Below are 19,391 nucleotides of genomic sequence, written 5' to 3' on the forward strand. Positions count from 1 at the left end.
GCAGTAGCAGCCGATGTACATCGCATCCCACGAATGGCAGCGCCCCGCGAGCCCTCCGCGCGCCGGCCATCTCAATCCCCCGCCCGGTGCGCTGTGCGAACCGCTCTACCGGCGCCTGGCCGCCGGCACGCCCGATGCCGCGACGCGTGCCGAGGCCGCGCAATTCCTGCGTCGGGAGATCGCGCTGGCTGGGACCGCGCCGTGCACACTGCCCGAATCGCCGGAGAACCTCGTGGGGTGGATGGAAGCGAATGCGCAGACCGTCCACGCCAAGTACGCGCTTTATCTCGAAGGCCGCCGCGCTGGCGGGCCCCGGCACTTCTTCCGCAATCGCGCGCATGCGCTGCATGTGTTGCGCGCGATCTCGCCGACCAAGGTGGTGGATGGCGCCTGGCTCTACGGCCTGATCCGGCACGCGAACAACCCGAGGTTCGCACCGCTGGTGCAGACCTACGTCGAGGAGCTCGGCGAAGGCGCGATCGACAAGAACCATGTGGTGCTCTATCGCGGCCTGCTGGCCCGGTACGGCCTGGACCCGGTCGACGGCCTGCCCGACACGCACTATCGCCAGGGCCTGATCCAGCTGGCACTGGGCTGGAACGCCGAGGAATTCCTGCCCGAGGTCATCGGCTTCAACCTGGGCTACGAGCAGCTGCCGCTGCACCTGCTCATCACGGCCTACGAGTTGAACGAGCTGGGCATCGACCCTTATTACTTCCAGCTGCACGTGACCGTGGACAACGGCAGCACCGGCCACGCCCGGCGCGCCTGCGACGCCGTGCTGGAGGCCCTGCCGCGCCTGGACGATGGCGGCGTCTTCTGGCAGCGTGTGCGAGTGGGTGCGCGGCTGGCCGATGCGGGACTGGGCACTGTCGACATCATCGATTCGTTCGAGCCTGAGCAGGAAGTGCTGCGCATCCTGGCGGCCAAGTCGTCCGCGGGCGCCGGTGCCCACTCCGACTATTGCCGCGTCGCGGGCCGCAGCGTCAATGACTGGTTGTCGTCACCGGAGAACGTGGCAGGCTTCCTGCGCGAGCTGGAAGCGCAAGGCTGGATCCGCCGCAACGAGCCGGCGAGTTGCAGCCGGTTCTGGAAGTTGCTGCAGGGCGAGCGGGCCGAGATGTTCGGCGTTTTCTCCGCCTACGAACTGCAGGTGATCCACGACTGGATTCGGGGCGAGGCCAGTGCTGACGGCGCGCCTTTCACCGAAGAGCCGCCCTCGGCCGGGCGGCGACGCGCGACCTTTCGCGCGTTGCAGCGCAATGCGCACGCCGTGGCCGCGCCGGACCTCGGTTCGTTGCTGGATCCCGACCTGGATCTGTTCAAGGCGCAGCTGGCGCGCGCGGAGGCCGGGCCCCGGGAGCAACTCCTCGTCGACGCCATGTCGCCGGCCCAACACTGGACGCCGGTGGGGTTGTATGCCACTGGGGAGTTCTGGAAGTCCAGAACGCAGTAACGCCGTTGCCGGGGCGAGGGGTCGACTCGCGCCGCCGGTCGTGAACTGCTCCACGGACATTTCTTGTGACCGCGTTCGGCGTTACACGCCGTTGCGAGCAGGTCGCCGATTTCGCAAATTCCCTCACGGAGGATTCCGGCCGCGCGCTGCATATTCCGCCTGCGCCGACGTGGCGCGTGACGGGGAGAAGACAATGGCAAAGAGCAACAACCTCATCCTGGCTCGCCTGGCACTGTCGCTGGCGATCACCGTCGCCGCGCCCGCGTGGGCCCAGCAGTCCGGCGGGGCGGTCAAGCTCGCGCAGGCGGGTCCCGATCTGTCCTGCCGCAAGGAAGTGAAGGAATACCTCGACACCATGCGCCTGCTGCGCGACACGGGCGGCGCCCAGGTCGGTGACATGGTGGCGAACGGGCTCGTCGCCGAGTCCGAGGTCGAGAGGACCGCGCAGGGCCAGGGCCACTGCGCCGCCGCCCAGTTGATCCGCGACAAGCGCGCTCGCCGCTGACAAGCGCGCCAGCAATCGACACGGCCAATACCGGCCATGGAAAAGAATGATTCGTCTGTCGAGACCCCGGACGGTACATTGCCGTCGGCCCACGGTCACTCGGCACGAGTGGACAGCGGGGTCGTTCTCCTTGGAAATTTCCTGCCACCTTCGGGTGGCTTTTTTTCTGCGGGCTAACCGGCGCCGTCCATGTCGCGAACGGCCGCCTGGAACACGCCACGCAGCCAGACGATGCCCGGGTCCCGGGTGCGGTACCGGTGCCATTGAATGACCTGGCTCATCTCCGCCATCACGATCGGAACCTCGCGGACGGCAATCGGGAGATGCTGTGCGGCGAGCCTGGCGAGCCGGCTATGGACCGTGGCGATCCGTTCCGTCCCCACGACCAGGGCGGGCGTCGATGCAAAGCTGTAGCTGGTGACTTCCACGCGCCGTGACAGTCCGTAGCGCTGCACGAACCATGCTTCCAGCGACGGCTGGGTTCCGGCGGGCGGCTGCATCACGACGTGTCCGGCGGCCGCATAACGCTCGAAAGTGAGTTCTCCCTTTGCCAGCCGGCTGTCTTTCCACAGCACGCAGCGAAACGTCTCCTTGAACAATTCCTCGGTCGGATGCTCCGGCGCGCAGTAGTCACGCGGCATCACAAGGAAATCTACTTCAGCGCGATCCAGGGCACGCGTGGGTTCGTCCACCTGGGGCAGCAGTGCGAAGCGAACATTCGGCGCTTCGGCATGCGCGCGCGTCAGCACGTGCGGCATCAAAGTCGCCAAGGTGAAATCGGAGACGAACATCCGGAATTCACGGTCGGCCGTCGCAGGGATGAACTCCGGCCGTGCGGCGACCGAGGTGTCGATGCGGAGCAGGACATCGTGCACGGCGTCCTTCAGCACTTCGGCGCGCGGCGTCAACTCCATCCGCCGGCCCACCTGCACGAGCAGTTCGTCATCGAAGTATTCGCGCAGTCGTCCCAATGCGTTGCTCATGGCCGACTGGCTCATGTGCATGCGCTCCGCCGCGCGACTGATGCTCGCTTCGGCGAGCAGCACGTCGAGGGCGACAAGGAGGTTGAGATCGAGTTTGTTGAAGCGCATGGCGACGTGCGCGCATCGTAGTCACACGCCGTTCACCTCGGGTTAACCCTGAAAGTATTCGCGCCGTCGATTCATGCGATGGACACAAACCATTTTTCAAGAGGCTGACGGATTCCTATCCTCGCGGCACTTCTGAAAGACGGGTGCGAGTGATGAAGGTGTTGCGGGTGACGGATGCGGTGTCAGCGTGCCGGTGGGCGCGATGGATCCGTTCGTGAAAGCGAGTCTGCATGTCGGCGTCGTTGGCGGCGGCGTAGCCGGGCTGGCGTGCGCGCTCGCGGCTGCGCGCGGCGGCGCCCGTGTGCAGGTCTTCGAAGAGCGGCCGGAGCACATGCAGGTCGACACCCATGTGGAGGTCGTGCCGAGCATGCTGCGTGACCTCGTTCGCATTGGTGTGGGCGATGCGTGCGTGCGCGCAGGCTTTCCCTTTCGCCGGACCAACGTGCTCGACCAGGCCGGGCGCAAGCTGTTCGCCATCGAAGCGGAGGCTCTGGCGGGCCCCCGGCTTCCCGCCACGCTGGGAATCACGCGCAGTTCCTTCCACGAGGGCTTGCGCGAGGCCGCCGTCGCCGCGGGGTGCCAGATGAATCGCGGCTTGCGTGTGACGGACGTCGGCGCCGACGGGAGCATCGAGTTCGCCCGAAGCGCGCCCGTTCGGGCGGATCTGGTTGTGCTGGCGTGCGGCAGCGAGTCGCCACTCCGTGCGCGCGTCTTCGGTGCGAGTCCCCCGGTCCGGCCGGGCCCCGCGTGGTCGTACTTCCTGGCGTCACGCCCGGTCGGCCTGGACGAGGCGGTGCTCGCCAGCGCCCGCGATGGCCGCAAGGCGCATGTCGTGCCCGTGAGCTCCAGCCAGGTCGGCGTCCGCATGGCGCCGGCGCCGCATCAGCTGCCTCACGCCTCGGCACCCGCGGCGTGGCCGGGCGAATTGCTCGCGGGGTTTGCCGGTGTCCTGGGTGCACTCGGCGATGGCGCGCGCAACGAAACGCGCGCCGTCCTGCGCGACGCCCATGCCGATGTGGCGGCTGCCGACTGGCATCGCGGGGCACTCCTCGCCGTTGGCGACTGCGCGCACCGCTTGCCCCCGCATTTCGGCCAGTCCGCCGCGCAGGCCATCGAAGACGCGGTCGTGCTGGGCGAATTGCTGGAGCGCGGTGGCAGTGTGGACGAATTGTCAGCCGCATTCGTGCGCCGCCGGCGCGATCGGGTGGCCGAAGTGGCCGCGCTCACCACGCTGGCCGCGCGCTGGGACACGGAGCCCGAGCCTGCCACCGACTTGCCTGCCATCACGCGCGCGCTTGCGCGTCTCGTTCACCAACCTGCCTGAACCAAGAACCAACCCGGAGCCGAGAGGAGACCATGTCCAGCAACACCCGACAACTTCGCCGCGTAGCGCGGTACCACCTGATCGCCCTGGCTGCCCTCGCGGCTTGCGGGGGCGCCGGCGCATTCGACTTCGAGACCGGCAACCCCGATGTCCGGATCCGCTGGGACAACACCGTCAAGTACAGCAACGCCTTTCGCCTGAAGGATCGCGCCCCGGGGCTCTCGAGCACGAGATTCGGCCCCACCGGCGTTGTCGGCCCCAACAACATCAACCAGGACGACGGCAACAACAACTTCAGCAAAGGACTGGTGTCGAACCGGCTCGACGTGCTGAGCGAACTCGATGTCCTCGGGCCCCGGTGGGGCGCGCGTGTCAGCGCCGCTGCCTGGTACGACACGGTCTACAACCGCTCCACGGACAACACCACGACGACCTCGAACCACACCCCTGCAAGCGAATTCGCGGGCGAGACACGCGAGCTCATGGGTCGAAATGCCGAGATCCTCGATGCGTTCGTGTTCACCAAGTTCGACCTGGGCGAGAAGCCGGCAACGGTCCGGCTCGGCCGCCACACCTTGCTTTGGGGCGAGAGCCTGTTCTTCGGCGCGAATGGCATCGCGGGGGGCCAGGCGCCGCTCGACCTGGTGAAGCTGCTCTCCGTGCCGAACTCGCAGTTCAAGGAGATCGCGCGGCCGACCGGCAAGGTGTCCGCCCAGGTGCAACTCTCCAGCGACGTCTCCGTCGCGGGGTATGTCGGCTATGAATGGGAAAAGACCCGCCTGATGCCGGTGGGTGCCTACCTGTCCGGCAGCGACACGCTCGGACCCGGCTCGGAGCGCCTCAACGCCGGCCCCACCGGCGTGTTCGCCCGCGGACTCGACCTCGAGCCCCCGGATTCCGGGCAAGGCGGCGTCCAGTTGCGCTGGCGCGTGGATGCCATTGACACCGATCTCGGCTTCTACGCCATCCGCTACCACGCGACGACGCCCAGCAACATCTACACGACCCTCAACGGCCGGCCTCCGGCATTGAGCGGCAACAACTTCCGCTGGGCGTATCACGAAGGGGTGCGCGCTTTCGGCGCGAGCTTCTCGAAGTCCGTCAACGAATGGGGCCTGGCCGGCGAAGTCTCGATCCGCAAGAATGCGCCGCTCGCGAGCAGCGGCCAGTCAGTGATCCCGGCCATTGGTGTCGGCACCACCTTCGACAACGACAAGAACCCAGGCTATGCCGTGGGCGAAACGGCACACGCGCAGTTTTCCTGGCTGGCCAGCCTGGGGCCGAGCTTCATTTCACGCGAGGCCAGTTTCCTGGGCGAGATCGCCTGGAACCGCCGCCTCAAGGTCACGAAGAACCCCGGGATGCTCAATCCGAACGCCGACCGCGATGCCACCGCGATGCGGCTGGTCTATGCCCCGACCTATCGCCAGATCGTGCCCGGCCTGGATCTCACGCCGAGCATCGGCATGGGCTACACGTGGGGGAAATCGTCCGCGGTCGGCCCGGGGTTCGGCGCCGACAAGGGTGGCGACATCAACATCGGACTGTCCGGCGTGTACCTCGGCCGATGGACGGCCGCACTGAACTACGTCCACTACCTCGGCACCGAGGGCCCGACGCTGGACAACGCCAACAACGCGCAATACCGCCAGGCGCTGAAGGACCGCAACTTCATCACCTTCTCCCTGCGCACCACCTTCTAGAAGCTTCCCACGGAGACCATCATGGCAATTCCATCCTGCACCCGCATTGCGCTGGCCGCGGCGCTCGCCGCCGGCCTCGCCGCGACACACGCGGCCGTCACGCCCGAAGAGGCGGCCAAGCTGAAGACCGAACTCACGCCCCTGGGCGGCGAACGCGCCGGCAACAAGGACGGCACCATCCCGGCCTGGAACGGCGGCTACACGACGCCCCTGCCCGGCTTCAAGAGCGGCGGGCGGCGCGGCGACCCGTTCGCCGACGAGAAGCCGCTGTACTCGGTGACGCCGGCCAACATGGCGCAGCATGCGGACAAGCTCACGGAAGGGACGCAGGCGCTGCTGAAGAAGTATCCGCAGAGCTTCCGCGTGGATGTCTACAAGACGCATCGCACGGCGGCCGCGCCGCAATGGGTGTACGACAACACGTTCAAGAACGCCACCACGGCGCGGCTCGAAGGTGAAAAGCTGGTGGGAGCCTTCGGCGGTATCCCGTTCCCCATCCCGAAGACCGCCAAGGAGATCATCTCCAACCACGAACTGCACTGGCGTGGCGAGGCCTGGCAGACCGACTTCCGCGGGTACCTCGGCACCGCGAGCGGCCAGCGCGTGCTGTCAGTCGAGGCGATCGGGGACTTCCAGATGCCGTACTACGCCCAGGGCCAGGAGGGCAAGTTCGGCGGCGACTACTGGATGATCCGGATGGTCAACTCCGGGCCGCCGGTGCGGGCCGGGGAAGCGATCGTCGGCCGGCAGAACCTGGACCAGGACAAGACCAGCACCTGGGTGTACCTCACCGGGCAGCGCCGCGTGCGCAAGCTGCCCAATTCCTGCTGCGACACGCCCACCCCCGCGAGCAGCGGCGTCGCGAGCTTCGACGAGGTCGACGTCCTGACGGGCCGCACGGACCGCCACGACTGGAAGATCGTCGGCAAGCGCGAAATGCTGATTCCCTACAACAGCAACCGCATGCACACGCCTGCCAAGGACAGCGACCTGCTGCTGGCCAACCACCTGAATCCGGATCACGTGCGCTGGGAACTGCATCGCGTGTGGGTGCTGGAGGCCGCGCTCAAGGCCGGGCAGCGCCACCAGGCCGCGCGCTCGCGCTACTACATCGATGAGGACACCTGGGTCGCCGTGCTGGCGGACCGCTGGGACGCGAACGGCCAGCTCTGGAAGACCGTGTGGTCGCATCCGGTGGTGATGCCCGACCTGCCGGCGACGACGCCGCAGCAGCAATGGGGCTTCAACGACCTGATCAGCGGCGCCTGGTACGCCAGTGGCGTCGTCAACGAGCGCCAGCAGCACTACAAGGTCGTGCCGCGCCGGGTGGACTCCCACTTCACGCCTGACGCCATGGCGGGCGAGGGCGTGCGCTGATCCCATGAAGCCTGGTGTTTCCCCGCGGGCGATCGCCCGGGCCTTCTGTCTCGCTCTTTCGTGGCTGGCCACCGGCGCTCTCGCGGCGCCTGTGGGGGACGCGCTCGACCGTCCCGCCGTCATGGTGCAGCAACCCGGCCGGGCCGTGCTGCTTGCCGCCGCCTCCACCGGGACGCGGCTGGTCGCGGTCGGAGAGCGCGGCGTGGTGGCCCTCTCCGACGACGGCGGCAAGCAGTGGCGGCAGGTACCCGTCCCGACGAGCGTCTCGCTGACCGCAGTTCGTTTCGGCGACGGTGGGCGCGGGGTCGCCGTCGGCCACGGCGGGATCGTGCTGACTTCGCAGGACAGCGGGGCGTCGTGGCAGCGACGGCTCGATGGCCGCCAAGCGGCGACGCTCGCGGTGGACGCTGCCCGGCGATCGGGAAGCGCCATGCGCATCAAGGAGGCCGAGCGCCTCGTTTCGGAAGGGGCGGACAAGCCTTTCCTCGACGTGCTGCTGCTCGGCGAACAGAAGATCCTGGCAGTGGGTGCCTACGGGATCGCCTTCGCCAGCGAAGATGGCGGCCGCACCTGGACGCCTTGGATGGACCGGCTGCCCAACGAGAAGGGACAGCATCTCTACCTGGCGCGCAAGGCAGGAGACACGTTGCTGGTTGCAGGGGAGCAGGGGCTCATCCTGCGCTCGACCGACAACGGCGCAACGTTCCAACCGCTGGCCAGCCCCTACAAGGGGAGCTGGTTCGCCGGTGAATTGCCGCGGTCCGGCGAATTCGTGCTCGCCGGGCTGCGCGGCAACGCCTGGCGCAGCAGCGATGGCGGCTCGCGCTGGGTGCAGCTGGCCAACCCCCACCCCGCCTCGATCACCAGCACGCTCGCTGCGGGCGGCGCGTTGCTGTTCGCCAACCAGGCCGGCGTCGTGTTGCGGTTGCAAGGGGACGCACTTGTTCCCGTCAAAACGGCGGCTCCGCTACCGCCCCTGGCCGGTCTCGTCGCGGCGGGTGACGGTTTGCTAGGCGTCGGTCTGGCTGGCGTCGTACCGGTGGAAGGGCGCGCCAGGTGAATCCCTCCGCGACCCCGATCCCCACGCACTTCGATCCGCGATCCGGTTCATGGCTGGAGCGGCTCCTGTTCAACCATCGCCTGTTGGTGGTGGCGTTGTGCGCATTCGTCACGCTCGTCCTGGGCTGGCAGGCTTCGCGGCTGGAGCTGCGGGCCAGCTTCGAGAAGACGATCCCGGCGGCACACCCGTACATCGCCAACTTCCTGCAGCACCAGAACGAATTGAGCGGCCTGGGCAATGCGGTACGCATCGCCGTCGCCCGGCCCGACGGTTCGATCTACGACCCGAAGTATCTGGACACGCTGCGGCGCCTGAGCGACGAGCTGTTCCTGCTGCCCGGTGTCGATCGCGTGCGGATGAAGTCCCTGTGGACGCCGTCCACCCGCTGGATCGGCGTGACGGAAGAAGGCCTCGAGGGCGGCCCGGTCATCCCCGACGGCTTCGATGGCTCCGCGGCGAGCCTGCAGCAGTTGGCGGCCAACGTGGCGCGGTCTGGCGAGATCGGCCAGCTGGTCGCCCGCGACGCCCGTTCCTCCGTCATCTTCGTGCCGTTGCTGGCCAAGGACGCCCAGGGCCGGCCGATCGACTACGGGGACCTTTCGGGGAAGCTCGAGTCCCTGCGTGCCAAGTACGAAGCAGAGGGCGTGCGGCTGCACATCACGGGCTTCGCCAAGATCGTCGGCGACCTGATCGACGGCGTCCGCGCGGTCCTGGGCTTCTTCCTGCTGGCGGTCGCCATCGCCACCGCGATGGTCTATGGCTATACGCGGTGCGTCCGCTCCACGGCGCTGGTGGTGCTCGCGTCGCTGGTGGCCGTGGTGTGGCAACTGGGCTTGCTGCCGGCACTGGGCTTCACGCTGGACCCGTACTCGATCCTCGTGCCCTTCCTCGTCTTCGCGATCGGCATGAGCCACGGTGCGCAGAAGATGAACGGGATCATGCAGGACATCGGCCGCGGCGCCGACAAGCTGGTGGCTGCGCGCTTCACCTTCCGCCGGCTGTTCCTGGCGGGCCTCACCGCCTTGCTGGCCGACGCCGTTGGTTTCGCCGTCCTGCTCCTGATCGACATCCAGTCCATCCGCGAACTCGCGGTCGCGGCGTCGCTGGGCGTCGGCGTGCTGATCTTCACCAACCTCATCCTGCTGCCCATCCTGCTGTCGTACACGGGCGTGAACCAACGGGCGGCGGAACGCAGCCTGCGGGAGGAGGCGCCCGGGTCCAGGCCGAACGTCCTCTGGACTTTGCTGGATCGCTTCACGACGCGGCGCTGGGCGACAACGGCGGTGATTGTTGGAAGCGCGCTGGGCGTCGCGGGTTTCGCCGTCAGCACGCAGCTCAAGATCGGCGACCTCGACCCCGGCGCGCCCGAGCTGCGTGCGGACAGCCGCTACAACCGCGACGTGGCGTTCCTCAACGCGGCCTATGGCGCGTCGAGCGACGTGCTCGCCGTGATGGTTCGCACCCCTGCCGGACAGTGCTCGCGCTACGAGACGCTGAACAAGGTCGATGCGCTGGAATGGCAGTTGCGCCAGTTGCCGGGCGTGGAGTCCACCAACTCGCTGGCCTTGCTGAACCGGCGCGTGCTCTCCGGCCTGAACGAAGGCAACCCCAAGTGGTACGAGTTCGTGCCGAACCAGGACATGTTGAACACCGCCACGGCCAGCGCGCCGCGGGGTCTCTACAACGAGGCCTGTTCGCTGCTGACGGTCTACGTCTACCTGCGCGACCACAAGGCCGACACGCTGGCGCGCGTGGTCGCGCATGTGGAGGCGTTCGCCCGGGAAAACGACGGGCGCCATGGCCAGTTCCTGCTGGCGGCGGGCTCCGCGGGCATCGAGGCCGCCACCAACATCGTGGTCAAGGATGCCTGGCGGCAGATGCTCTTCCTGGTCTACGGCGCCGTCGTCCTCTTGTGCTTCATCACCTTCCGGTCGTGGCGCGCGGTGGTCGTCGCGGTATTGCCGCTCGTCCTGACCTCGTTCCTGGCGGAGGCGCTCATGGTCGCGCTGGGCATGGGCGTGAAAGTCGCGACCTTGCCGGTGATCGCGCTCGGGGTGGGCATCGGGGTTGACTACGCGCTCTACATCCTGTCGGTGACGCTGGCCCGGATGCGCGAAGGCATGACACTGTCCGAATCGTACGGGCGGGCTTTGCTCTTCACGGGGAAGGTGGTGATGCTGACCGGCCTGACCCTGGCCATCGGCGTCGTGACCTGGGTCGCCAGCCCGATCAAGTTCCAGGCCGACATGGGCCTGCTGCTGGCGTTCATGTTCCTCTGGAACATGCTGGGCGCACTCGTGTTGTTGCCGGCGCTGGCGCATTTCCTGCTGAAGCCGGCGCAGGTGGTGCGGCCTGCGGCTCCGACGTCCTCTCCCGTGCTCGTGGAGGTTGCGTGAGGCCAGCGTTTGCCTGCGTGGCTGCCTTGCTCGCGGCCACCGTCCTGCCGGGTCTTGCTGCCGAACCGGGCGTCACACCGCAGAAAGTCACGGTCGGCATGTCGACCCCGCTCACAGGGCCGCTCGCGCACTACGGGCGGGAGCTGGAGCGTGGCCTTCGCGTCGGCTTGGGCCAAGCGAATGCGGCGGGTGGTGCGAACGGTCGTGAGGTGGAATTGCTGGTGCGGGATGACGCCGGCCAGCCAGACCGTGCGGTCACCAACACGCGAGCCTTGCTGGAGGGCGGTGTCATTGCCCTGACCGGCTATCACGGTGCCGCCTCGATCGAAGCCGTGCTCCTGCTGGTGGAGCAGTCGGGCGTGCCCTTGATCGGTGCCGCCAGCAGCGCGGAAGTCCTGCGCGAGCCGCCGCGCCGCGGCGTCTTCAACCTGCGGGCCGGCGCGCGCGAGGAGGCGGCCGCCATGGTGCTGCAACTCGATACGGTGGGCCTCAGCGAGATCGCCGCCATCGTCCAGGACGACGCGCTGGGCCGCGCGGGACTCGAGGGCATCCAGGTGGAGCTGACGCGTCTCGCCCTCAAGCCACAGGCCGTGGAGAAGCTTCCTCAGGGCGCCACGGCGCCTGACATCTCGCGTGCGACGCAAGCTGTCTGCAAGCAAAGACCGCAGGCCCTGGTGCTCGCGCTCGACGCGCAGAACGCGCTCGCGGTGATCCGCGCCGCTCGCAAGGCCGCCTGCCTGCCGCAGTTCTACGTGATGAGCGAAGCCGGCGCCCAACTGGTGGCGGGAGGCGCTTCACCGGGCGAGCTCGCAGGTGTCGTCGTGTCCCAGGTGGTGCCGCATCCGGGCACCGCGGCTGCGCCTGCAGCCCTGGACTACCGGCGCCTGCTTGGCGCAGCCGCCCCCAGTTATCCGGGCCTCGAGGGCTTTCTGTATGCGCGGGTCCTGGTCGAAGGCTTGCGTCGCTGCGGTCGTGAACCCAGCCGCCGCTGCCTGGTGGCCGCCCTCGAAGCGCGGCCCGTCGACGCCGGCGGCTACCGCGTGCAATTCGGCGCCAACGACCGGCGCGGCTCGAAATTCGTCGAGATGACGATCGTCACGCCCGACGGGCGTTTCCGCCGATGAAGGAACACAAGATGGAACCTCGTGGCTTCGACGCTCCACTCGCGCTGGCCGGCCGGGTCGGCCTGGTGGCGCTCTTCTTGCCGGCCGGCATCGGCAAGCTGGCCAACCTGGCGGGCGTGACGGCGCTGATCGCCAGCAAGGGCCTGCCATTCGCCGATGCGGTTGCCGTGGCCACCGCCGGGTTCGAAATTCTTGCTTCCCTCGCCGTGCTGGCCGGCTGGAAGACGCGCTGGGCTGCGCTGGCACTGGCGGCTTTCACCGTGCTGGCCGGCTTGCTGTTCCACGACTTCTGGGCTGCCGCGGCGGCGCAGCGCATGGCGCAGCAGCAAGCCTTCTTCAAGAACCTCGGCATCGCGGGCGGCCTGCTGCTGCTGGCGGCGCTGGGTCCCGGCATGCTGAGCATCGACGCCCGGCGCCGCACCCCCTGACCGGCCACGCCCGGGCCATCACCCATTTCCACGAAGAGAAAGCACCTCATGAACATCCTCGGTCCCGACGCCCTGGTTTTCGGCGTCACCGATCTCGATGCCTGCACGCAGTACCTCACGGACTATGGCCTCGCGCCGGTGGAGGTGACGACCAAGGGCGGCCGCTTCGAAGCGCTCGACGGCACTTGCGTCGAACTGCGGCACGCCGACGACCCGTCGCTGCCGCCGGGCCTGGGCACCGCCAGCCTGCTGCGCAAGACGGTCTATGGTGTCGCCGACCAGGCGACGCTGGACGCGATCGCGCGCGAGCTGCGGACCGACCGCGAAGTGAAGCGGCTGGCGGACGGGTCGCTCGAGGCAGTGGACGACCTGGGCTTCGCACTCGGTTTCCAGCTGACGGCGCGCCGGCCGCTGTCCCTGCCCGTGGAGACCGTCAATGCGCCGGGCGCGCCGCCGCAGCGCCCGGCCAACGTCGTTGCCGTCGACGAAACCGCGCCGGCCCGGCCACGCTCCCTGTCGCACGTTGTCTACTTCGTGCCCGATGCCGCGAAGGCCGAGGCCTTCTACGTGAAGCGGCTGGGCTTCATCTGCACCGACCGCTTCATCGGCGTCGGCCCATTCCTGCGGCCGGCCGGCACCGCCGATCACCACACGCTGTTCATGATCCAGACGCCGCCGCCCATGAAAGGCTGCGAGCACTTCACGTTCCACATGGGCGGGCCGACCGAGGTGATGCTGGCGGGCAGCCGCTTCGTCGCCAAGGGCTACGAATCGTTCTGGGGCCCGGGCCGCCACAAGTTCGGTTCCAACTGGTTCTGGTACTTCAACAGCCCCCTCGGCTGCCACGTGGAGTACGACGCCGACATGGACCTGCACGACGGCCAATGGACCGCGCGCGAAGCCGCCATGGGCGCCGACGCCTCGCAGCTGTTCCTGTTCCAGCATCGCGACAAGTGGGCACCGGGCGGACCGCCTCCCGGGCCCGGGCGCGTCGCGGTGGACCACTGAGCGCCTCATGCGAGTTCGCTTGTGCCATGCGCAACACATTCCGGCGGGAGGCGCGCGGGGGTTTGATCCCGCGGGGTCCGGCCGCGACACGATGTTCGTCGTGCGCAGCACCGGGGCCTGGCGCGCGTGGCGCAATTCCTGCCCGCACTGGCAGGGCACGCCGATGGCCTGGCGCAAGGACGCCTACCTCACGGGCGACGGCCGGCAGATCCGCTGCTCTGCCCATGGCGCCCTGTTCGACCTCGAGAGCGGCCTCTGCACGCTCGGGCCCTGCGTGGGCGAATCGCTCACGCCAGTGCCATTGATCCAAACCGCCGACGGGCACCTCGAAGTGGACCTCGGCGACATCCAGGAGACTCCTCAATGACACGCAGCATCCTCATTCTCGGCGGCGGCTTTTCCGGCATGGCCGCGGCGATCGCATTGGCCAAGGGCCGCCATCAAGTGGAACTGGCGGAAATCGATCCCGGCTGGAAGTCGTACGGCGCCGGCATCAGCCTTGGCGGCGCGACTTTCCGCGCCTTCCGTGAACTGGGCGTGCTGGACCGCTTCCTCGCGGCCGGCTTCGCCGGTGACGGGGTGGACATCTTCACGCCGCAGGGGCACCCGATCACCACCCTGCCGACGCCGCGCATCGCGGGACCTGACGTGCCCGGCGGAGGCGCCATCATGCGGCCGGTTTTGGCCGCCATCATGGCCGAAGCAACGCGGGCAGCGGGGGTGAAGGTCTCCCTGGGTACCACCTTCGAAGCCATGCAACAGGATGCCGAGGGTGTGGAGGTGACGTTCACCGACGGCCGGCGGCAGCGCTACGACCTCGTCGTCGGCGCGGACGGCATCCATTCCAAGACCCGGCAGAGCTTCTTTGCCGACGCGCCCAAGCCGCGCTACATGGGCCAGGCGGTCTGGCGCGCGGTGTTGCCGCGACCGCCGGAGGTGCGCAACGCGCAGATGTGGGTCGGACCCAGGATCAAGACGGGTGTCAATCCGGTGTCGCAGGAGCAGATGTACCTGTTCGTCACCGAAGACCGTGCCGCCAACGAACGGATTCCTTCCGAGCGCTTCGCTGCCTTGCTGCGGGATCTGCTGGCGCCCTTCAGCGCGCCATTGATGCAGCAAGTGCGTGAGCAACTCGGGGAGGGATCGCAGATCGTCTACCGCCCGCTCGAAGGCCTGCTGATGCCGCAGCCATGGCACCGGGGACGGATCCTGCTGATCGGCGATGCGGTCCATGCCACCACGCCCCATCTCGCATCGGGCGCCTGCATCGGCATCGAAGACGGGCTCGTGCTGGCGCAGGAGGTCGGGCGCGCCACGACCGTTGACGAGGCGCTCGTCGCGTTCGGCGCGCGGCGCTGGGAGCGTTGCCGGATGGTCGTGGAGAACTCCGCGCGCCTGTGCGAGATCGAGATGACCGGCGGCGACAAGGCCGAGCACGCCAACATCATGCGCGAGAGCCTCATGGCCCTGGCGCAGCCGGTTTGAGGAGCCCCGCCATGATCCGCACGGACAGCAAGCGGGGCCGGATTGCGCTGATGGTGGCGCATTGCGCCGGCATGGTGGACCTGGTGGCGCTGCCGGTCTGGGTCGGCGTGCTGATGGCGCACTACCGGTTCGATCCGCAGCAGGCTGGTGGGCTGGTGACCTTGTTTCTCGCGGGCGCGGTGCTCGCGAGCCTGTGGCTGGCGCCGCGCTTCCACCGCCTGCGTGGGCGGTTGGTGGCACCGCTGGCGTTTGCCGCGTCGGGGGCCTGCTTCATCGCCGCCGCGTCCACGGCGGACTTCGCGCTGCTCGCGCTGGTGCACCTGGCCGGCGGCGTCGCTGCGGGGACCGCGCTGAGCGTGACACATGGCACGATCGGCCGAGACGCCAATCCGCACAAGCTGTTCGCGCTCGTCGGGATCGCACTCGGTGTGTTCGCCGTGGTGTTCATGGCCTTCGTGCCGCGCGTGGTCCAGTCCGCGGGTGGCCCGGTGCTGTTCCAGGTCTTCGGCGGGCTGATGGTTCTGGCGGCAGTCATCACCGCCTTCCTGTTTCCGGACATGGCAAGGCCGAGTGCCGGTGAAGCTGCGGTGGCGGTGCGGGCCGATCCGCTGCCGCGCGCGGTCTGGCTGGGCATCGTGGGCGTGGGCTGCATGGCGCTCGTGCAGGCCATGGTGTTCAGCTTCCTGGAGCGCATGGGCAACGCCCGCGGGTTCGGGGTGCAACCCTTGAACGCCTTGCTGATTGCCATCGGGCTGGTCAACCTGTTCCCCGCCGCCATCGCGGGCCTGCTGCAAAAGCGCCTGGACGCGGCCAAGGTCGTGCTGGGCGGCGCGCTGGTGCAGGCCCTGCTGGCGATCGTCATGACCTGGTCTTCCGGCTTCGAGCCCTACGCGGGGTCGGCCTCGGTGTTCGTGGCAGTCATGATCTTCAGCCACACCTTCGCATTCGGCCTGCTGGCCCGGCTGGATCCGACCGGGCGCGCGGTGGCAGCCACACCCGCGATGCTGATGGTCGGCGCGGCGATCGGCCCGGTGCTGGGTGGCACGCTGGTGAAGGCGTATGGCTATCCGGCGTTGGGCACCGCCGCCCTGATCGTCGATCTGGTGGCGGCCGTGCTGTTCGCCTGCGTCCTGGCGTTGCGCTCCCGCACCGGCCCAAGCGGAGCCGCGGTTCCCCGGACCTCGTCACCGTCCTAGCCGGCCGGACTTCCCGGCGGCACCCATCGGGTGCCGCCATACCTGCCATCCCCCGAAACGATTGGCGCGCCACGGCGCGCCTGCCTACGATCGAACCATTCCCCATGTTCAAGTACTTCCCCACCAACTACGTCTGGAACCTTTCCGTCGATCTCGCCATCGAGATGGGCGCGAAGATCGGCGAGATCGAGGCGATGTGCGCCCCGCTGCAGGAGGCTGCGAAGCAGCCCGACGCCGCGGGCACCCAGGCCTTCCGCGAGACCTGGAGCCGGATGGCGGACCAGCTGTGCGAGCTGGCCGCGGAAGACGAAGGCCGGGGCCGATCGATCTCGGCCGGCGAGAAGCTGAACCGGGCCGCCACCTATCTGCTCACGGCCGAGCGGCTGCAGGCGCATGGCGCACCGGGCCGGCGCGAACTGTACGAGCGTTTCCTGGCCCTCTTCGCCAAGGGCATCCAGCTCACCGGCGAGAACTGCCGCCGCGTGGAGATTCCCTATGCGGGTGGCCATCTCTCCGCCCTGTATACGCGCGCGGAAGGCGTGCCCGGCCGCGCGCCCATCCTCGTGCAGTTGAACGGCCTGGACTCCACCAAGGAGATGAAGTACCGGGTCGGCCTGCCGGCGATGTTGGCGCGGCGCGGCATCTCCTCGCTGGTCGTCGATCAGCCGGGCACCGGAGAAGCCCTGCGGCTGCACGGCATGCATGCCGTCCATGACTCGGAGCGCTGGGCCTCGCCCGTGGTCGACTGGCTGGAACAGCAGGACGACGTCGATGCGAAGCGCATCGGCTGCGAAGGCGTTTCCCTGGGCGGCTACTACTGCCCGCGCGCGGTGGCCTTCGAGCCGCGCTTCGCCTGCGGCGTCGTCTGGGGCGCCAACCATGACTGGCGCGACGTGCAGAAGAAGCGGCTGGCCAGGGAGGGCAACCTGCCCGTGCCCCACTACTGGGAGCACGTGCGCTGGGTCTGGGGCGCGAAGGACATGGACGACTTCCTGCGCATCGCCGAGAACGTGCACCTCGATGGCGTCGTCGAGCGCATCCGCGTGCCCTTCCTCGTCACCCACGGGCAGAAAGACTCCCAGATTCCGCTCGCCTGGGCGCAGCGCACCTACGACCAGCTCGTAAACAGCCCGCGCCGCGAACTCAAGATCTTTACCGACCGCGAAGGCGGGGCCCAGCACTCCAGCTTCGACAATCCGGCGAACGCCGGCGCCTACATCGCCGACTGGGTGGCCGAAACCCTGAGCGGTCGAACTTCGATCCAGCTGTAAGAGACACATGACCACACGCCGCCAGTTCGTCGCCGCCGCCGCCGGCTCCGCCGTGCTTTCCGCGCATGCGCAAGCCGCGTATCCGGATCGGCCGGTGCGCTTCATCGTGCCGAACCCACCGGGCGGCCCGTCGGACATCGTGGGGCGGCTGCTCTCCGAAAACATGCGCGCAACGCTGGGCCAGGCCATCGTCGTCGACAACCGTCCTGGCGCCTCCGGGCTGATCGGCACGGTCGCAGCCGCGAACGCGGCGGCCGACGGCTACACGGTCCTGGTGACGTCCCGCTCGAATCATGTGATGGCGCCACTGGTCCAGAAGAGCACGCAGGTCGACCCTCAGAGGGACTTGCTGCCGGTGGGACTGGCGTTGCGAGCCGTCGGCATGTTCGCCACCAGCAGCCAATCGGGCCTCAAGAGCCTGAAGGACTTCATCGCGTACGCCAAGGCGAATCCCGGCAGGTTGAACTACGGGAGCGCAGGGATCGGCGCCACCAACCACATCGCCGTGGAGCAGTTCAAGGCGCTGGCCGGGATCGATCTCGTGCACGCGCCCTACAAGGGCAGCGGTCCGCTGATCACGGGGTTGATGGGCAACGAGGTCCAGCTGGCCTTGCTTGACTTCTCTTCGGCCCAGGCCGGCACCAAGGCAGGCAACATCGTTCCCCTGGTGCAAACCGCGGCACGCCGTCTCCCGGCCGTCCCGGATGTCCCCACGCTGGCGGAAGCCGGCTTCCGCAACTACGACCCTTCGTTCTGGATCGGCCTGGCCGTGCCCAAGGGAACCCCCGCGGACGCGATCGCCAGGTTGAACAAGGCTTTGAACGACGCACTCGGGCAGACCCGGGTGAAGGCGTATGCGCAAGCCAATGGCTGGGAACTCGTGGGCGGAGCGCCCAAGGTCCTGGCGGACACGGTGGCGGCGGACCTGGCCGAAATGCCGGCGCTCATCAAGCGCCTGGACATCAAAGCCTAGATCGGTGGCATGGCGTGCGAGCCCGCGACGATCTGCTCGCGCACCCACTGCACGGCCGCGTCGGTCTCACGCAGCCGGTGCCACTGCAGCACTTCCGTCAGGCGCGGCGTCTCCATCGGCGGATCGAAGATCTGCACCGCGAGCGACTGCGCGAACTGGTTCGCCAGCCGCGTCTGGATGGTCGTGATGCGGCGCGTTCCGACGATGAAGCGCGGAATCAGGGTGAAGCTGTGGGTGATGACCTCGACCCGCCGCGTGCTCCCGTACTGGTTGGCATACCACTGCTCGAACCAGGGGTTGATGCCGCGCTCGTTCTGGTAGACGACATGGCCGAGCGACCGGTACTGCTCCACGGTGACACCGCCCGCGAGATCGGGATGCTGCAGGCAGGCCAGCACCTTGTAGGTGTCGTCGAACAGCACCTCCTGCGGATGGTCCGCGGCGGTCAGGTGCGCGGGCGTGATGAGGAAATCCGCCCGGCCCTGTTCGAGTTCGCCGAGCATGATTTCGGATGTCGGCCGGATGTCGAAGGTCAGGCCGGGCGCCATGGCCGCGACACGCCGCACCACTTCCGCCAGCATCACGCGCGACACATAGTCCGACGCGATGACGACGAAGTGCCGCTGCGCCGTGGCGGGGTCGAAATCCGGCTGGGTGCCCAGCGCGGAGTCGACCCTGAGGACGATGTCGCGCACCGGCTCGACAAGAGATTCGGCGCGCGGCGTCAGCTGCATGGTGCGGCCGACGGGCACCAGCAACTGGTCGCCGAAATGGTCGCGCAGGCGGGCCAGGACGCCGCTCATGGCCGATTGCGTGATGTGCATCCTCTCGGCGGCCCGCGTGACGTTGCGCTCGGCCAGCAGCACGTCCAGGGCCACGAGCAGGTTGAGGTCGATCCGCTGGTATCGCATGCGCCAATGATAGGCATCCGCCGAAACCGTTGGTGCGCGTCCGGCTAGTAGCCCAGACTGCGGCCTCTTCGCCGACATGAAAA

General features: G+C 68.3%; 17 protein-coding genes. 15 read left to right on the forward strand and 2 right to left on the reverse strand.

The annotated features are described in order from the left end of the window. Window positions 1–13: 13 nt before the first annotated feature. Together FN976_RS01265 and FN976_RS01270 are read left to right on the forward strand one after the other, a co-directional pair. On the forward strand, window positions 14–1,456 hold the full coding sequence (locus tag FN976_RS01265) for an iron-containing redox enzyme family protein (RefSeq protein ID WP_145890183.1): 1,443 nt from the start codon (window positions 14–16) through the stop codon (window positions 1,454–1,456). 193 nt (window positions 1,457–1,649) lie between these two features. After that, window positions 1,650–1,961 carry a hypothetical protein gene (locus tag FN976_RS01270; RefSeq protein ID WP_145890186.1) on the forward strand — a complete coding sequence of 104 codons (312 nt, stop codon included), beginning with the start codon at window positions 1,650–1,652 and terminating at the stop codon, window positions 1,959–1,961. Between the two features lie 173 nt (window positions 1,962–2,134). On the opposite strand, the gene FN976_RS01275 is transcribed toward FN976_RS01270, so the two are convergent. Then, window positions 2,135–3,052, reverse strand: a complete 918-nt coding sequence (locus FN976_RS01275; RefSeq protein WP_145890188.1) for a LysR family transcriptional regulator — start codon at window positions 3,050–3,052, stop codon at window positions 2,135–2,137. A 214-nt stretch (window positions 3,053–3,266) separates the two neighbouring features. Between FN976_RS01275 and FN976_RS01280 the strand changes: the two genes are divergently transcribed. The 13 genes from FN976_RS01280 (at window position 3,267) to FN976_RS01340 (ending at window position 18,397) form a co-directional block, all read left to right on the forward strand. Then, window positions 3,267–4,376, forward strand: coding sequence for an FAD-dependent monooxygenase (locus tag FN976_RS01280; RefSeq protein ID WP_186510708.1), 1,110 nt, complete (start codon window positions 3,267–3,269; stop codon window positions 4,374–4,376). A gap of 32 nt (window positions 4,377–4,408) precedes the next feature. Next, window positions 4,409–6,079 carry a DUF1302 domain-containing protein gene (locus FN976_RS01285; RefSeq protein ID WP_145890191.1) on the forward strand — a complete coding sequence of 557 codons (1,671 nt, stop codon included), beginning with the start codon at window positions 4,409–4,411 and terminating at the stop codon, window positions 6,077–6,079. A gap of 21 nt (window positions 6,080–6,100) precedes the next feature. Beyond that, the gene (locus FN976_RS01290; protein ID WP_145890193.1) at window positions 6,101–7,456 is read left to right on the forward strand and encodes a DUF1329 domain-containing protein; all 1,356 of its coding nucleotides are present in this window, start codon (window positions 6,101–6,103) and stop codon (window positions 7,454–7,456) included. Window positions 7,457–7,577: 121 nt separating this feature from the next. Further along, window positions 7,578–8,516 carry a WD40/YVTN/BNR-like repeat-containing protein gene (locus tag FN976_RS01295; RefSeq protein WP_186510709.1) on the forward strand — a complete coding sequence of 313 codons (939 nt, stop codon included), beginning with the start codon at window positions 7,578–7,580 and terminating at the stop codon, window positions 8,514–8,516. Further along, window positions 8,513–10,912: an efflux RND transporter permease subunit gene (locus FN976_RS01300; RefSeq protein ID WP_145890197.1), complete on the forward strand. Its 2,400-nt coding sequence runs from the start codon at window positions 8,513–8,515 to the stop codon at window positions 10,910–10,912. The genes FN976_RS01295 and FN976_RS01300 overlap by 4 nt, the downstream gene beginning before the upstream one ends. Beyond that, window positions 10,909–12,036: an ABC transporter substrate-binding protein gene (locus tag FN976_RS01305; protein ID WP_145890200.1), complete on the forward strand. Its 1,128-nt coding sequence runs from the start codon at window positions 10,909–10,911 to the stop codon at window positions 12,034–12,036. Before FN976_RS01300 ends, FN976_RS01305 begins: the two co-directional genes overlap by 4 nt. 11 nt (window positions 12,037–12,047) lie before the next feature. Continuing rightward, window positions 12,048–12,464, forward strand: coding sequence for a DoxX family protein (locus FN976_RS01310; RefSeq protein ID WP_145890202.1), 417 nt, complete (start codon window positions 12,048–12,050; stop codon window positions 12,462–12,464). Between the two features lie 48 nt (window positions 12,465–12,512). Next, a complete protein-coding gene (locus tag FN976_RS01315; protein WP_145890204.1) occupies window positions 12,513–13,472 on the forward strand; it encodes a VOC family protein in 960 nt (319 codons plus the stop codon). A 7-nt stretch (window positions 13,473–13,479) separates the two neighbouring features. After that, window positions 13,480–13,839 carry a Rieske (2Fe-2S) protein gene (locus FN976_RS01320; RefSeq protein WP_145890206.1) on the forward strand — a complete coding sequence of 120 codons (360 nt, stop codon included), beginning with the start codon at window positions 13,480–13,482 and terminating at the stop codon, window positions 13,837–13,839. Continuing rightward, window positions 13,836–14,957 carry an FAD-dependent oxidoreductase gene (locus FN976_RS01325; RefSeq protein WP_145890207.1) on the forward strand — a complete coding sequence of 374 codons (1,122 nt, stop codon included), beginning with the start codon at window positions 13,836–13,838 and terminating at the stop codon, window positions 14,955–14,957. Before FN976_RS01320 ends, FN976_RS01325 begins: the two co-directional genes overlap by 4 nt. A gap of 11 nt (window positions 14,958–14,968) precedes the next feature. Beyond that, window positions 14,969–16,153, forward strand: a complete 1,185-nt coding sequence (locus tag FN976_RS01330) for an MFS transporter (protein WP_145890209.1) — start codon at window positions 14,969–14,971, stop codon at window positions 16,151–16,153. 104 nt (window positions 16,154–16,257) lie between these two features. Further along, entirely contained in the window at window positions 16,258–17,424 is a 1,167-nt protein-coding gene (locus FN976_RS01335) for an alpha/beta hydrolase family protein (RefSeq protein ID WP_145890211.1), read from the forward strand. A 7-nt stretch (window positions 17,425–17,431) separates the two neighbouring features. After that, window positions 17,432–18,397, forward strand: a complete 966-nt coding sequence (locus tag FN976_RS01340; RefSeq protein WP_145890213.1) for a Bug family tripartite tricarboxylate transporter substrate binding protein — start codon at window positions 17,432–17,434, stop codon at window positions 18,395–18,397. Here FN976_RS01340 and FN976_RS01345 read toward each other — a convergent pair. Beyond that, entirely contained in the window at window positions 18,394–19,308 is a 915-nt protein-coding gene (locus FN976_RS01345) for a LysR family transcriptional regulator (RefSeq protein WP_186510710.1), read from the reverse strand. The two genes, FN976_RS01340 and FN976_RS01345, sit on opposite strands and share 4 nt — an antisense overlap. Window positions 19,309–19,391: the final 83 nt, after the last annotated feature.

This window comes from Caenimonas sedimenti (assembly GCF_007833165.1).
Lineage (GTDB): Bacteria > Pseudomonadota > Gammaproteobacteria > Burkholderiales > Burkholderiaceae_C > Ramlibacter > Ramlibacter sedimenti.